The organism is Actinocorallia herbida (genome assembly GCF_003751225.1).
In the GTDB taxonomy this organism is placed as follows: domain Bacteria; phylum Actinomycetota; class Actinomycetes; order Streptosporangiales; family Streptosporangiaceae; genus Actinocorallia; species Actinocorallia herbida.
This window is the reverse complement of sequence record NZ_RJKE01000001.1, coordinates 2,145,065-2,159,129: the sequence shown is the minus strand read 5'-3', so window position 1 is coordinate 2,159,129 and position 14,065 is coordinate 2,145,065. Positions and strand designations below refer to the sequence as shown.

General features: G+C 73.5%; 16 protein-coding genes. 6 read left to right on the top strand and 10 right to left on the bottom strand.

What is annotated here, in order from left to right; all coding sequences use genetic code 11:
* Window positions 1-6: 6 nt before the first annotated feature.
* The 5 genes from EDD29_RS10155 to EDD29_RS10135 are packed head-to-tail and all read right to left on the bottom strand — an operon-like array spanning window position 7 to window position 5,657.
* The gene (locus EDD29_RS10155; protein ID WP_170201343.1) at window positions 7-1,179 is read right to left on the bottom strand and encodes an amidohydrolase; all 1,173 of its coding nucleotides are present in this window, start codon (window positions 1,177-1,179) and stop codon (window positions 7-9) included.
* A 2-nt stretch (window positions 1,180-1,181) separates the two neighbouring features.
* A complete protein-coding gene (locus EDD29_RS10150; protein ID WP_123664149.1) occupies window positions 1,182-2,153 on the bottom strand; it encodes an ornithine cyclodeaminase family protein in 972 nt (323 codons plus the stop codon).
* The gene (locus EDD29_RS10145) at window positions 2,153-3,073 is read right to left on the bottom strand and encodes an ABC transporter permease (RefSeq protein ID WP_123664148.1); all 921 of its coding nucleotides are present in this window, start codon (window positions 3,071-3,073) and stop codon (window positions 2,153-2,155) included. The genes EDD29_RS10150 and EDD29_RS10145 overlap by 1 nt, the downstream gene beginning before the upstream one ends.
* On the bottom strand, window positions 3,070-4,101 hold the full coding sequence (locus tag EDD29_RS10140) for an ABC transporter permease (RefSeq protein WP_123664147.1): 1,032 nt from the start codon (window positions 4,099-4,101) through the stop codon (window positions 3,070-3,072). Before EDD29_RS10140 ends, EDD29_RS10145 begins: the two co-directional genes overlap by 4 nt.
* Window positions 4,098-5,657 (bottom strand): ABC transporter ATP-binding protein, encoded by a 1,560-nt coding sequence (locus tag EDD29_RS10135; protein ID WP_211359627.1) that lies wholly within the window; start codon window positions 5,655-5,657, stop codon window positions 4,098-4,100. Before EDD29_RS10135 ends, EDD29_RS10140 begins: the two co-directional genes overlap by 4 nt.
* A 132-nt stretch (window positions 5,658-5,789) precedes the next feature.
* Here EDD29_RS10135 and EDD29_RS10130 point away from each other — a divergent pair, with 132 nt between their 5' ends.
* Window positions 5,790-6,485, top strand: a complete 696-nt coding sequence (locus EDD29_RS10130) for a GntR family transcriptional regulator (RefSeq protein WP_246052668.1) — start codon at window positions 5,790-5,792, stop codon at window positions 6,483-6,485.
* A 195-nt stretch (window positions 6,486-6,680) separates the two neighbouring features.
* On the opposite strand, the gene EDD29_RS10125 is transcribed toward EDD29_RS10130, so the two are convergent.
* The 3 genes from EDD29_RS10125 to EDD29_RS10115 form a co-directional block, all read right to left on the bottom strand.
* Complete coding sequence (locus tag EDD29_RS10125; RefSeq protein WP_123664145.1) at window positions 6,681-7,493, bottom strand: hypothetical protein; 813 nt, start codon at window positions 7,491-7,493, stop codon at window positions 6,681-6,683.
* A gap of 102 nt (window positions 7,494-7,595) precedes the next feature.
* Complete coding sequence (locus EDD29_RS10120) at window positions 7,596-8,699, bottom strand: ABC-2 transporter permease (protein WP_123664144.1); 1,104 nt, start codon at window positions 8,697-8,699, stop codon at window positions 7,596-7,598.
* Between the two features lie 48 nt (window positions 8,700-8,747).
* Window positions 8,748-9,860 (bottom strand): ABC transporter permease, encoded by a 1,113-nt coding sequence (locus tag EDD29_RS10115; protein ID WP_123664143.1) that lies wholly within the window; start codon window positions 9,858-9,860, stop codon window positions 8,748-8,750.
* 158 nt (window positions 9,861-10,018) lie between these two features.
* On the opposite strand from EDD29_RS10115, the gene EDD29_RS10110 reads away from it, so the two are divergent.
* The 3 genes from EDD29_RS10110 to EDD29_RS10100 are packed head-to-tail and all read left to right on the top strand — an operon-like array spanning window position 10,019 to window position 11,770.
* Window positions 10,019-10,687, top strand: a complete 669-nt coding sequence (locus EDD29_RS10110; protein WP_170201342.1) for a TetR/AcrR family transcriptional regulator — start codon at window positions 10,019-10,021, stop codon at window positions 10,685-10,687.
* Window positions 10,688-10,734: 47 nt separating this feature from the next.
* Entirely contained in the window at window positions 10,735-11,052 is a 318-nt protein-coding gene (locus tag EDD29_RS10105) for a DUF6191 domain-containing protein (protein WP_211359626.1), read from the top strand.
* Window positions 11,053-11,104: 52 nt separating this feature from the next.
* Window positions 11,105-11,770: a DUF4232 domain-containing protein gene (locus EDD29_RS10100; RefSeq protein WP_123664141.1), complete on the top strand. Its 666-nt coding sequence runs from the start codon at window positions 11,105-11,107 to the stop codon at window positions 11,768-11,770.
* A gap of 104 nt (window positions 11,771-11,874) precedes the next feature.
* Here EDD29_RS10100 and EDD29_RS10095 read toward each other — a convergent pair whose 3' ends face one another.
* Window positions 11,875-12,621: a maleylpyruvate isomerase family mycothiol-dependent enzyme gene (locus EDD29_RS10095; RefSeq protein WP_123664140.1), complete on the bottom strand. Its 747-nt coding sequence runs from the start codon at window positions 12,619-12,621 to the stop codon at window positions 11,875-11,877.
* Window positions 12,622-12,775: 154 nt separating this feature from the next.
* Here EDD29_RS10095 and EDD29_RS10090 point away from each other — a divergent pair, with 154 nt between their 5' ends.
* Together EDD29_RS10090 and EDD29_RS10085 are read left to right on the top strand one after the other, a co-directional pair.
* Window positions 12,776-13,219 (top strand): excalibur calcium-binding domain-containing protein, encoded by a 444-nt coding sequence (locus EDD29_RS10090; protein ID WP_123664139.1) that lies wholly within the window; start codon window positions 12,776-12,778, stop codon window positions 13,217-13,219.
* A 106-nt stretch (window positions 13,220-13,325) separates the two neighbouring features.
* On the top strand, window positions 13,326-13,520 hold the full coding sequence (locus EDD29_RS10085; protein ID WP_123664138.1) for a hypothetical protein: 195 nt from the start codon (window positions 13,326-13,328) through the stop codon (window positions 13,518-13,520).
* A 37-nt stretch (window positions 13,521-13,557) separates the two neighbouring features.
* Here EDD29_RS10085 and EDD29_RS10080 read toward each other — a convergent pair whose 3' ends face one another.
* Window positions 13,558-14,019 carry a hypothetical protein gene (locus tag EDD29_RS10080; protein ID WP_148085918.1) on the bottom strand — a complete coding sequence of 154 codons (462 nt, stop codon included), beginning with the start codon at window positions 14,017-14,019 and terminating at the stop codon, window positions 13,558-13,560.
* Window positions 14,020-14,065 lie beyond the last annotated feature (46 nt).

Genomic DNA, 14,065 nt, shown 5'->3' with positions numbered 1-14,065 from the left:
ACGTAATCACTGTGAGACGACGGCTCCCGCAAGGAGAACGAGCGTCCGAGACGGCCGGGACATGACGGCCTCTGCCTGAGTACGTGCTTCCACGACGACAAGGTCGGCGACGGCCCCCACCTCGGGACCGTGCGCGGGAAGACCCAGCGCGCGGGCTCCCCCGTGCGTCGCGGCCTCCAGGGCGAGTTCGATCTCCTCGTCGGCGTACAGCTCGGCCCGCTCGGCGATCCGGTGGGCGCGGGCGAGCATGTCTCCGTCCCCGTAGGGCGACCAGAGATCGCGGATGCCGTCGTTGCCCGCCGCGAGGTTCGCGCCCGCGGCCCGCATCGCGCGGATCGGCAGAACGGGATCGCTGTGCGCCGCGCACGTCACGACGCTGATCCCCGCCTCGGCGAGCCCCCGCACGATCCCCTCCTGACGGCCCGGGTCGGCGTCGCCGAGCGCGTACCCGTGCCCGATCGTCACCCTCCCGCGCATGCCCGTCGCGAGGGTCCGCTCGATGATGAGGTCGTACTCCCAGGCGCCGAGGGTGCCCCGGTCGTGCAGGTGGAGGTCGACGGGCACGCCGTGCTCGGCGGCCAGCCCGAACACCGTGTCCAGGTGGCGGACCGGGTCGCGCTCCAGCCCTGCGGGGTCGATCCCGCCGACGACCTGGGCGGCCCCCGTGCGCAGCGCCTCGTCCATCAGCTCGGCGGTGCCCGGGTTGGTGAGCATCCCGTACTGGGGGAAGGCCACCTGCTCGACGGTGACGAGCCCGTCAAGGCGCTCGGCGGCCTCCCGCACCGCGTGGAAGCCCTGAAGGCCGAACTCGGGAGACACATCGGTATGGGTGCGCACCCGGGTCGTGCCCAGGGAGACGACGTGGCGGAGCAGCGCCTCGATCCGGTCGGCCGAGGCGACCCCGAACTCCGCCCGGCGCGTCCGGGTGTAGTCGATCTTGTCCTGGAGCCGGGGGCCCGCCGTGTTGGGCACCCACGGACCGCCCCACAGGGTCTTGTCCAGGTGGCAGTGGGCGTCGACGAAGGCGGGCAGCACGAGGCGTCCGCCGAGGTCGAGTTCCTTCGTGCCGGGAGAACACAGCCCGGCGCCTTCCGCGGCGACCCTTCCACCCGCGATGAGCAGGTCGGTGAGGGCGTCTCGGCCGGGCAGCAGGGCGCCGCGCAGAAGCAGGTCGGTCATGGTCATCCCGCCAGGTCGATCTCGGTGCCGAGGCCGCGCAGGCGGGCCGCGTCGATGAGGAGCCGGGCGGCCGCCAGGTCCTGAAGGCCGACGCCGAGGGAGTTGTACAAGGTGACCTGCCGGCTGTCGGTGCGTCCCGGACGCGCCCCGATGAGGACCTCTCCCAGCTCGTCCTCGAAGTGGGACGGGCCGATGGCCCCTTCGCCGAGCGGGATGAGCACGTCACCGGACTCGTGCAGGGCGGTGAGCCTGCTGTCCACGATGACGCGCGCCTTGCGGATGCCCTCGGTGTCGATCTCCCGATGGTCGGCCCTCGGCGGCGCGCCCACGGCGTTGACATGCAGACCCGGACGGAACCATTTCCCTTCCACGATCGGGTCCTTGGACGGGGTGAGGGTGCACAGGACGTCGGCGGTCTTCACGACCTCCTCCGCCGAGGCGAGCACCTCGGCCCCCGTCTTCGCCGCGAAGGCGCGCGCGGTGGCCTCGGTGCGGCTCCACACGACGATCCGGCCGAACGGCATGACCGCGCGCAGCGCCTCGACATGGGCGAGCGCGAGGGCGCCCGCGCCGACGAGGCCGAGCACCCTGCTGCCCGGCCTGGCCAGTGCCGCGGTGGCGACGGCCGAGGCGGCCGCGGTCCGGAAGCGGGTGATCGCGCCGCCGTCCAGCAGCGCCTCGCATCTGCCGTCGTCGGCCGAGACCGCGAGGATCGCCGAGCGCTGGGCGGGCAGGCCGCGCTCGCGGTTGGCGGGCACGTCGGCGAGCAGTTTCACGGTGGCGAGGTCCGCGGACTTCGACGCCGCGGCCATCACCAGGAAGGCCGAGCCGGAGCCGGGCAGGGACATCGAGGGCGGGGCGGGCAGGACCGCGTCGCCGCGCGCCAGGTCCTCGTGGGCGCTGCGGACGGCCGCGATCACCTCCGGGAAGGAGATCAGCGCGAGCACGTCGGAGCGGGTGAGGATGAGGGTCATCAGGCGCGGGCCTCTCGGAGGAAGGGGAGGGTGAGCCCGGCGGGCGACCTGCTGGCGCCGACCAGGCCGCTCACCGCGATGAGGGCGAGCAGGTAGGGGGACATGACGAGGACCGCCGTCGGGAGTTCGATGCCGAAGGCGGGCGCGGCGAACTGGAGCGCCTGGGCGAGGCCGAAGAACAGGCAGGCGATCAGGGTCGGCCAGGCCTTCCATCGTCCGGCGATCACCGCGGCGACGGCGAGGTAGCCCGCGCCCGCGGTGACGTTGTCGGTGAAGGCGTGCACGTCGGCGAGCACCAGGTGGGCGCCGGCGAGCGCGGAGGTGAGCCCGGCGAGCAGCACCGCGCCGAAGCGGACCGCGTTGACGGGCAGGCCGGAGCGGTCGGCGGTCTCGGCGTCCGCGCCGATGGCGGTGACGGCGAGGCCGAAGCCGGAGCGCTTGCCGAACAGCACGGCGAGCACGACGGCGACGACGACGCACAGGTAGCCGACGAAGGTCAGGTCGAACAGGGCGGGACCGATGACCGGTATGTCGGAGAGCAGCGGGATCGCGATCGGGTCGAAGCCCGGGACGGTCCGGCCCTCGGTGAAGTAGAGGCGGGCGCCGTAGGTGGTGGCGCCCAGGGCGAGCGCGTTGGCGGCGACGCCCGTCACGATCTGGTCGGCCCGCAGCGTCACGCTGAGGAGGGCCTGGATCGCGGCGACCAGGACGCCGGCGACGAGCGCGCACACGAGGCCCGCCGAAGCGCTGCCCGTGGTGTGCGCCCCGACCGCCCCGGCGAAGGCGCCGGTGAGCATCATGCCCTCGACGCTCATGTTGAGTACGCCCGCCCGCTCGCTGACGAGTTCGCCCGCGGAGGCGATGAGCAGCGGGATGGCGAGGCGGACCCCGCCGTCGACGAGTTCGGCGAAGGCGCTCATCGCGCGGCTCCCTTCCGGAAGATGACGGCTCCGGCGATGCAGATGATGAGGACGCTCTGCACGACCTGGACCGACGAGGCGGGCACGCCCGCCGCGAGCTGGAGGTTGATGCCGCCGGACGCCAGCAGTCCGAAGGCCAGGGAGATCCCGGCGACGGCGGTGAGGCTGCCGCGGGCCAGGAGGCCGACGACGAGGCCGGTGAACCCGTACCCGGAGGTGAAGTGCTCGGCGAGCACGTAAGGCACGGTCGCGATAAGGGTGGCTCCCGCGACTCCGGAAAGGCCGCCCGCGACAGCGAGCGATCCGCCTTGGAGGCGTCCGACGGGCAGGCCCATCCGGGCGGAGGCGGGCTCGGAGAGGCCGACCGCCGAGAGCCGGGTGCCGAGGGCGGTCCGGCGCAGCACGACCGCCGCGATGACCACGCCGACCGCCGCGAGCACGACCGCGAGGGTCGCGGGCGACTCGGGCAGGCCGAGCAGCGGCAGCCGCGCCGCCTCGATCAGCGGCTCGGACTGCGGCAGCGTGTCGGCCGAGGTGACGGGCTGGCGCAGCAGCCCCTCCTCGTGCACGAAGAGCACGACGAGGTAGGTGCCGACGAAGTTGAGCAGCAGCGTCGTGATGACCTCGTTCACACCGCGCCGCACCCGCAGCCAGGCGGCGATCCCGGCCCACGCGGCGCCGCCCGCGAAGCCCGCGAGGAGCAGCGCGGCCAAGGCGACGGGTGAAGGGGTCGAGTCGGGGAGGTGCACGCCGACGGCGGTGGCGGCGATGCCGCCGACCGCGAGCTGTCCTTCGCCGCCGACGTTCACCAGGCCCGCGCGGTGCGCGACGGTGAATCCGGTGGCGATCAGGCCGAGGACGGCGGCGGCGTTGAGCGCGCTGCCGAAGGCGTAGGAGGAGCCGAACATGCCCTCCCACAGGGCGGTGCCCGCGGAGACGGGGTCGGCGCCGCCGCCCGCGGCGAGGGCCACGCCGACGAGGAGGGCGGCGAGCACCGCCGTGCCGTATACGAGGAGGTCCCGTCTCATGCGGCGGCTCCGAGCATCAGTCTTCCGATCGCGTCGCGGGCCCCGGGGGTGCCCGGCGTGACGGGGCCGAGCAGGCGGCCCCGGTAGGCGACCATCACGCGGTCGCACAGGGTGAGCAGTTCAGGCAGTTCACTGGAGACGACGAGCACGGCGGCGCCGGAGGCGGCCGCGTCACGGACCCGGCTGAGGACCGCGTCGACCGCGCCGATGTCGAGGCCGCGGGTGGGCTGGGCGGCGATGAGGCACCGCAGCGGGTCCAAGGCGAGCTCCCGGGCGACGACCACCTTCTGCTGGTTGCCTCCCGACAGCGTCCGCATGGGCGCGTCCGGCCCGGAGGCGCGGATGCCGTGCTCGGCGATGACCTCGGTCGCGCGGGCGCGCATCGCCTTGCGGTCCAGCAGGCCGAACCTGCGGAACTCGGCGAGGCGGCCGAGGAAGAGGTTCTCCGCGACGGTCATGCCCGGAAGGCAGCCCTCGTGGTGGCGGTCCTCGGGGATGACCCCCAGGCCGGCCGCCGTACGGGCCGCGGGAGCCGCCTTGGTGAGGTCGGTCCCGTCGAGGCTGAAGGCGCCCCCGTCCGGGGCGAGCGCGCCGCTGAGCACGGCGACGAGTTCGCTCTGCCCGTTGCCTTCGACCCCGGCGATCCCGACGATCTCCCCGGGCCGGAGGTCGAGGTCGACCCCGTCCAGGACATCGGCGCCGTGCGCGCCGCGCACCCGCAGCCCGCGCACGCTGACGACGGGCGCGGGGCCGTCTTCGGCGGTGTCGGCGAACTCGTGAACCTCATGGCCCTCGCCCGCCGCCTCCGCGTCCAGGCCCGCGACGAGCAGCGGGTCGAGGTCGGCGAGGTGGCGGCCGACCATCAGCTCGACCAGTTCGTCCTTGGTGAAGTCAGCGAGCGGCCCGCTCCCGGCGACCCTGCCGCCGCGCAGGACCGTCGCGGCGTCGCCCGCCCGCTCGATCTCGCCGAGCTTGTGGGTGACCAGGACGACCGCGCGCCCGGTGTCGGCGATGCGGCGGCAGGTGGCGAGCAGCGCCTCTACCTCGGCCGGGCCGAGCACCGCGGTCGGCTCGTCCAGCAGGACGAGCCGGGGGTCGCGCAGCAGGCACTTGACGATCTCGACGCTCTGCCGCTCCCCCACGGGCAGGTCGGCGACCTGGGCGGCGAGGTCGACCTTGAGGCCGTACTCCGCCTCGATCGCGGCGACCCGGCCGGTGAGGTCGGGCATCCGCAGCCGGGTGCGCTCGGCGAGCAGCAGGTTCTCCGCGACGGTGAGCGTCGGGACGAGGCTGAAGTGCTGGTGCACCATGGCGACGCCCAGGCCGAGCGCCTCGGCGGGGCGCCGGGGCCGGTAGGTCTCCCCGAACAGGCGCATGTCGCCCTCGTCGAGCACCGCCGACCCGAAGATCAGGTTGCACAGCGTGGACTTCCCGGCGCCGTTCTCGCCGAGGACGCAGTGCACCTCTCCCGCGCGCACGGTCAGGTCGACCGCGTCGAGGGCGCGCACTTTTCCGAACGTCTTACCGACGCCGGTAAGCTCCAGAGCAGGCTCCACGGGCCTCCCTCCATAGTGGTATACCGTTAAATCTGGTACCTGATCATGCCGGGGGTGTTGCGTGGATGTTTCGTCTGTGCAAACCCGCAAATCACGACAATCCCCTCACCAGGGACGATGAAGGCAGGTGTCGTGTCCGAACCGGGCTCCCTCCGCGACTTCGCTTACGCGTCGCTGCGGCAGCGGATCGTCGAGGTGTCGCTCAAGCCCGGCGAGCGGCTCGTCGAACGCGACCTCGCGGGCGAACTCAACGTCTCGCGGATCCCCCTGCGCGAGGCGCTGCGCATGCTCGCCGCCGAGGGCCTGGTGCTGCTCGTGCCCGGCAAGGGCGCCCTGGTCTCGCCGTTCACCCCGGCCGACGTGCGCGACCTCTTCGACGTCCGCGAGGTGCTGGAGTCCCTCGCCGCGCGGCTCGCCGCCGGGCGCGCGTCCGCGGCGTCGGTGGCCCGGCTGGAGAAGCGGCTCGAGGAGTGCCGGGCGGCGACGGCCTCCGCCGACGCGCCGCGCATAGCCGCCGCGAACGCCGCGTTCCACGCCGAGATCATCGAGCTGGCGGACAACCCGCTGCTCACCTCGCTGATGTCGCCGCTGGCCTCCCGCACCGAGTGGTTGTTCCGGCTGACGTCATCGCGCGACCCCGCCGAGCAGTGCTCCGAGCACGAGGAGCTGTTCGCGCTCATCGCCGCGGGCGACGGCGACGGCGCCGCCGCGTCCGCCTACGCGCACATCGCCGCGGGCCGCGCCCCCAGCGCCGCCCTGGCCTCCACCTGGTCCGAGCCCGTCGTCGACCCCGAGGCCGTCGCCAAACGCCGCCGCCGCAGGACGTGACCGGCCGGGGTCACGCCTCCGTCGCGGACCGGGACACGGTGGCGAGGACGACGAAGAGGGCGGCCGCCGAGGCCCCACGGGCGCGGCGATGGCCGCCGGGGCCAGGACGCGGAGCCCGCCCTCGGGCAGCCGCCCGGCCGGGAACAGCCCGCAGAATCGGCTAGATCCCCAGAAACAGGGTCGGCACCAGGCGCGTCAGGAGACGGCGGCCTCCGGGTCGCCGGCGGGCTCGAGCGCCGCGCGCGGGGTGGTCCTGACGACGACGGCCAGCGCCAGGACCGTCGCGACGGCGCACAGGTAGGGGCCGTGGGTCGTGAGGTTCGGGGCGGAGACCGCGATGAGGAGCGCGGGCGGGCACAGCAGGAGGAGCGCCCTGCGCGGTTCGTCGCGCGCGAAGGCCCGGAGGCCGAGGACGAGCGCGGACAGCAGCAGGCCGAACCCGCCCAGCCACTCGCCGTACAGGGCGAGGAGCATCGGGTCCTCGACCAGCTCCAGCTTGCCGGCGGGGTAGACCGCCAGCCCGGCGAGGCAGCCCGCGAAGCCCGGTGCGAGCGCCAGGAGGGTCGCCGCGCCGCGCCCGTCGGGCAGCCGGCCGGCCGGGAAGAACGCCCAGAGCAGCGCGATGAGGAAGAGCGTGGCGGGTGGAAAGGAGAGCATCGCGTACAGCGCACCCTTCTCCAGCAGGGTGTCCGAGCCGGGCTCCAGGATGACCTCGGCGATCATCAGCCCCGCGCAGGCCGCCAGCGCCGTCTGGCCCAGGGCGAAGGCCAGCGCGATCCCCCCGACGACCACGGCGCCCCGCCGGACCACCAGGTACCACCCGGCGATCCCGAACAGGACCGCGCTGAACACCCGCGCGCCCTGCTTCGTCACGCTCTGCCCGTCCCAGGCCTGCCACTCGTTCGCACCGCCGAACGGCGTCTCCCAGGTTCCCGCGAGCGCCACGGCCGCGAGCACCACCACCGCCGCGAGCACCGTGTGCGCGACCCCGCGCGCCGAAATGATCATCCCCGTAGTGTGCGGGTCGGCCCGCCGTGCCCGCTCCCCCTGGCCGTATCCGGACATCCCGACGGCCCCGCCCGGAAGGACGGGGCCGTGGTGCGCTCCGCGTCAGACCGAGACCGAGACCGACTCCGGCGCCGCCGCCGGGACGACCGCGGGCGCGGCCGCCTCGGCCGGGCGCTTGCGGCCCAGCGGGACGAAGTTGAGGACCAGGAAGGCGCAGAGCCAGATCAGGAGGGTGGTGAGGTGCCCGCCCAGGGTCCGGGCGTCGAAGTAGAGGATCGAGCGGGCGGTCTCCAGGACCGCGGGCATCGGCAGGAGGTCGTGCAGCCACTGGAAGAACGAGGGCTCCATCCACACCGAGACCGCGCCGCCGGAGGCCGGGACGCCGAGGATCACCAGGAGGCCGATCGCCGGGACGCCCGCGATCTGCGCCAAAGCCGGGCTGTGCCTGCCGAGCGGGCCGAGCAGCCGGGAGAAGAAGGCGGTCACCAGCGCGCCGGTGAAGGAGGCGAGCGCGCCGAGCCCGATGAGCTCGGGGTGCCCGTCGATCGCGCCGATGATCGGGCCGATCACCAGCCAGACGGCGAACCCCATGAACACCGCCCAGCCCGCGGCGACGATCGCGAAGGGGCGCGGCCGCATCAGCTCCGGCGCCGCGGCGCCCACGACGAGCACGAAGATCGCACCGGACAGGATCCAGCCGAGCGTCAGGTAGAGCGTGGAGATGCCCGCGCCGTCCTCGGCGGGCAGCGGCGCGATGTCCTCCTGCTGGAGCGCGACGCCCTGCGCCGCGGTGAAGCCGGTGAGGACCGCGGTGAGCGACTGGGCCTGGCTCGCGCCCGCCGCCCCCGCGACGTAGACGACGGCCTGGCCGGGTCCGCGCACCGACGGGCCGGCGTAGGCGCCCGCGACCTCGCGCTTGAGGATCAGTTCCTTCGCCTCGGCCTCGGTGCCGACCGTGCGCAGGTCGAACGCCTCGCCGGTGGCCGCGGTGAGCCGGTCCGTCGCCCGTTCCGCCTGGGCCGCGGTCGAGGCGACGACGGCGAGCGGCATGTGGTTCGGGGACGGCTGGTGCATGGCGGTCAGCATGACGCCGACCATCATCACGACCATGAGGAAGGGGAACAGCCCGACGAAGGCGTACTTGGCGGCCGGTGACGAGCCCTTCGGGCGGAGGACGGCGTGCTGGCCGCTGGTGGTGGAGGACATGCGCAACCTCGTAAGGAGTTAGGGCGGAAGCTCTGGGTGGCGGCCGGGTCAGACCGTGGCGGGGACCGCCGACGCGGCGGCGGCCTCGGCCGCCTCGTCCACGGCCGTCTCCCCGTCCTCGGTCAGCAGGTGCCTGGCCTTGGGCCGGTTGCGGAGGGAGTCGAGCAGGACCGAGCCCGCGACGGCGACCGCGCCCCACAGCGCGAGGACGAGCAGGTGGCCGCTCACCCCGTCGCCGCCGAAGTAGAGGATCGCGCGCAGCGCCTCGCCCGCCGCCGGGGTGGGCAGGACGCCGTGCAGCCACTCGAAGAGGCCCGGCATCGCCTTCACCGGCATGCCGAGGTTGGACGACGGGACGCCCAGGTACATGAGGAGGAAGACGCCCACGATCGAGCCGAGACCGCCGATGAGCCGGGCGATGAAGCTCTGCGCCAAACCGACACAGAAGATCGTCGTCCAGCCGAGCGCGAGCATCTCCCAGGCGTGCCCGCCGACCGCCCCGATGACCGGATCGGCGATCAGCCAGACGACGAAGCTCATCAGCGCCGCCCAGACGGCCAGGAACGCGGGGGTCCTGCGCAGCGTGAACGCCTCGGGCATGCCCTGGGTGAGCATGGTGATGATCATGTATCCGGCGAGGATCCAGCCGGTGACGATCATCATCGCGGAGGTGCCCATGCCGTCCTCGGGCGGCAGCGGCGCGATCTCCCTGTGGTCCACCTGGAGGCCCTGCCGGCCGGCGATCTGGGTGAAGATCGCCTGCGTCATCGACGCCTGGCCCATGCCGGCGGCCTGCGCGGTGTAGAGGGTCGCGGGGCCGCCCTGGGCGGCCGGCAGCCGGAAGGCGGCGCTGATCTCCCGGTGCTTCAGCAGGCTCTCGGCCTCCGAGACGCTGCCCACGGTGCGCGCCTCGACCGGGGAGGCTTCCGCGGCGTTGAGCGCGTCGGCGAGCCCGGCCGCCTGCTGCCCGGTGCCGATCACCGCGACGGGCAGGTCGCGCGGCACGGGCTGGTGCATCGACGTGGTGTAGACGCTGACGAGCATCATCACCAGAAGGAACGGGATGAGGCCGACAAAGGCATACATCACCGCCTTGGGCGGCTGCTTCCGCCCTCCCGTGCCCGCCTCCGGCTTCCCCTCGGCGGTCTCCGTCTCCTGCATCGGCTCGCTCTCCCCTCGTCACGGCCCGCGGCCGAAGCCGGCGACAATCTTTAAGTCAATCGACTTAAGCACTGCGATAAGGTTAAGTCACTCGACTTAATGATCGGTACCCGATCACCGCGAGAGAGACCGGTGTCACAGATGGGAGGATGGTCGGCATGACGGTGAAAGGGACCCGGGAACTGCTGCTGGCCGCGGGCGAGCGCCTGATCGCCGAGCACGGGGTCACCGCGGTCTCCGCCCGGCGCATCGCCGAGGAGGCCGGCGCGGCCAACCACTCGGCCGTCGCCTACCACTTCGGCACCAAGCTCGATCTCATCCTGGAGATCATCAGGACGCACGGCGCGCGCACCGACGCGATCGGCCGGGAGATGATCGAGAAGGCCGCGGACTCCCCCGACCCGCGCGAACACCTTGCCTGCGTCCTGCTCCCGACCCTCGTCCACCTCGACCGCCTCGGTCCGCCCACCTACTACGCCCGGTTCGTCACCCAGGTGCTGAGCGACCCTTCGGTCGAGACGAGGGCCCTGCCGGAGCTGGCCGGGTCGCACCTCGGCGACGCGATGCGGGCGGTCGCGCGCACCCTGCCGGACCTCCCGCCCGAGGTGATGCGGATGCGCTGGCGGTTGGTCAGGCCCCTGCTCTTCAGGGCGAGCGCGTCCTTCGAACTCGACCTCGCCGAGGGCCGGAAGACCTACGGCACCTGGGAGTACCTCGGCCTCTTCATGCTCGACGCCATCGGCGGCCTCCTCTTCGCGCCCAACACCCTCCCGCCCGAGGCGATCCGCAACCCCGACACCCCGGAATGGGCGCTCTCGGAGACCTGATGGTCGACCTCGCGGAACCAGGGGCCGCGCGGGTACGTTGGGGGGCTATGACGGGAATGCTGGCACTGCTCGTGGTGACGTCCCTGCCGGGGCTGGTCCTGCTGCTCATCGTGGTCGCCGCCGTCGACCGCCTCGGCCTGCGGGCCAACGAGCGGTACCGGCTGCCGTGGCGCAAGCCCGAGGACAGCCGCCCGGTCGCCTCGGCGGGACTCGACGAGATGCAGGCCCTGTTCGCCCCGACGAAGCGCTACGAACTCGACGAGAAGCGCTCCTCCCTCATGTTGCGCGACGAAGAGGGCGACAACGCGCCACCCCGCACCCGGGTGGACCTCGACGGAGGCAAGGCGGTCCTTCACCTCCCCTGACTCCCCCACCGGTGGTAGCGTCGGCCGCCTTATCCGATTCGGGGGTTATGTCATGCGTTGCACGCGATGGGGGGCGGGACTCGCCGTCCTGCTCGCGCTGGCCACGGGCTGTTCGGACGGCTCCGGCGACTCCGGGGACGAGGGCGCGAAGGCCACGGCCTCCCCCTCGGCCGCGGCGTCCGGCTCCGCGGCCCCCGGGGGTTCCGAGGCGCCCGTCCCGGTGCCGACCGACGTCTCGGTGTCGGTGGCCCCGCCTCCGGGCGAGAAGCCGCCCGTGCCGTCCGGCGCCTGCCCCGCCGAGGGCTACCGGATCCTCGAAGGCGTCTCCGACGCCGCGATGGGCCTGCGCGTCGTCCAGATCGATCTCCAGAACTGCGGCAAGAAGCCGATCGCGCTGAACGGCTACCCCGAGGTCTCCCTGATCGACGCCGACGGCGCCCGCATCGACGTCGAGATCACCCACGGGTCCGGTGGGGTCGCCTCGATCCCGACCTTCGACGCCCCCGCCCAGGCCGTCACGGTCGCGCCGGGCAAGACCGCCACCGCGGGCTTCCTGTGGCGCAACCTCGTCGAGGCGGGCGGCGAGAACGTCGTCATCGACCGCGTCGTCGTCACGCCGGGCGCGGGCCTCACCCCGCAACGCCTCGACGGCCTGAACCTCGACTTCGGCACCACCCGCGAGGTGGGCGTCGCCCCCTGGAGCCCCGGCATCGGCTGAGGACCGTCCCGGCCCCGCCGGGCGCCATGCCGACGCCGATCCCGACGAGCAGCCGCGGCGGGCGCGACTCGAACACCACGAACTCCGCGCCGGGCGGTCCGGCGTCAGAACCGTGAGGCGCCGAGCCAGGCGTCGAGCAGGACCCGGTCGCCGAAGATCTCCAGGGAGGCGTCGCCCTGGCGGCCGAAGGTGAACAGGAGGAGGTCGGCGAGGGGGCCGCGGACCGCGGCGTCGGCCTTGAGGTGACCGCGCTCCCAGGAGTAGCCGTCGGGGCCGAAACGGACGGTCCACTCGCCTTCGGCGTCCGTCGCGTGCAGGTGGAGCGTTCCCGGCGCTGTCAGGGCGGCGATCGCCGGACCCGAGGCACGGCCGTGCGGGATGTTGGTGAGGAACTCGTCGATGGCGTCGGCGGCCTGGACCGGATCGAACACCGGGACCCTGCCCGCGGCGCCTTCGGCGTCGGCACGGTGCACCATCGTCTCGTGGAACTGGCGCCGCGCCCACCAGCGCATGTGCTGGTCGGGGCCCCACGCCCACACCGGCGCGTCGCCTTCGACGGCCCGGAGCGCCGCGACGAGCCGGGACCCGCCCTCGGCGACCCACCCGGGGTACGCCGCCCACTCCTCGGGGAAGTCCACGGGCACGTCGCGGACCGCCAGCCGCTCGGTCGCCGCGGTCTCCACCACCCGGATCGTCCACCGATGGGTCAGCCCGATGTGCTGGGCGAGGTCCAGTGCCGTCCAGTCGTCGCACCCGGGCACCAGCGCCCCCGGATCCGCCCCGGCGACCGCCTCGGCCAGCCGGTCGACCTCCGCCTCCAACAGCCCGCAGTACTCCGCGTGATCCCTCATGACCGCACCCTAACCCGGCCCTCCCGCCTCGGGTACCCGTCCGCAGGGTCGCGGCTGCGCGTCATCTCGACGACGCCCCGGTCACGACGCCCCCGCCGCGCGCGCTCTCCGGGCACAGTCTTTCGTGGGGGAATTTCTGCGACGGGAGACCGCGATGGCACAGACCGGACCAGGCCGACAGCCCCAGCCCAAGAACTCGGCCGGAAGCTGGGCCCTGCTCGGCTGCGGCGGCTTCGTCGCCCTCTTCGTCCTCGCCGCCGCCTGCGGCGCCCTCTTCGACTCCGACACCGCCGCCCCGGCCGCCGTCCAGCGGTCCGCCCCCGCCGCGACGGTCACCGTGACGACGACGGTCACGGTCACCGAGACCGTCACCGCCGCCCCCGCCAAGTCCCGCAACCCCAACCCGAAGCCCAAGCCCAAACCGAAGCCGAAGCCGAAGCCCACCACCGAGGCTCCCGCCGCCCCCGTGACCGACCCCCACTTCGGCACCTGCGCCGCCGCCAACGCCGCGGGCTACGGCCCCTACACCCAGGGCGCCGACCCCGAATACGCCTGGTACACCGACCGCGACCACGACGGCGTCGTCTGCGAAACCTGACGCGCCGCGCTGGTCGCGGGACTGCGCCGTTCCGGTGACGGTCCGGTCACGCGACCGTGCGCGCCGCCGCCGATGCGCGACAGTGGCGCCTCCGGAAGGGGTGGGATTGTCGAATAACGCGTTCGTCGCATGGCTCGCCGGCATCATCCTGTTCACCGGCGCCGCCATCGTGTTCGGGTTCGGCTGGTGGGGCCCGAACATGCGCATGTGGCAGGAGTGCGGCGCCGACCAGACGTTCGCGGTGATGCGCGGCGTCTTCGAGAAACCCGACGCCCTCACCTGCTTCGCCCTCCGCCGGTAGGCCACCGCGTACGGGTCCTCCCTGGAGGACCGCGGGGTCAGCGGAGGGCGGCGCGGAGGGCGGCGCAGTGGGTGAAGCACAGGCCGTCCAGGGCTATCGGGCAGTGGGGGCAGGCGCGGACTTCGCGGGCGAGGGTCAGGAGGAGGCCGACGTGGCGGGCGATCTCGGCGGCCTCCGGGTCGGCGTCGGCCCAGGCGGGCTCTTCGAGGGGGTCCACGGGGTCGAAGGCGTCGATCGGGGCGGTCAGGGCGAGGGGGGTGGGGCCGTCGGGCTCGGCGGTGAAGCCGTCCTCGTAGAGTTCGGCGTCGGACAGGGGGCGCCCGTGCCCGTCGCACACGTCGACGCCGCACTCGGCGCACAGCGGTGCCTTCCGGACGCGCGCGGCCGCGCCGGCCCTCCCCCGCTCCACCTCCGCGACGAGCTCGAGCAGCTCCCGCGCCGTCGTGATCTCCCGGAGCCCCACGATTTCCCGCGGCTCATGCGCTTCCCTCTCGGTCATCCCCGCCCCCTTCCCTTCCGTGCCGTCCGGTCGCTCGCGCCAGGTC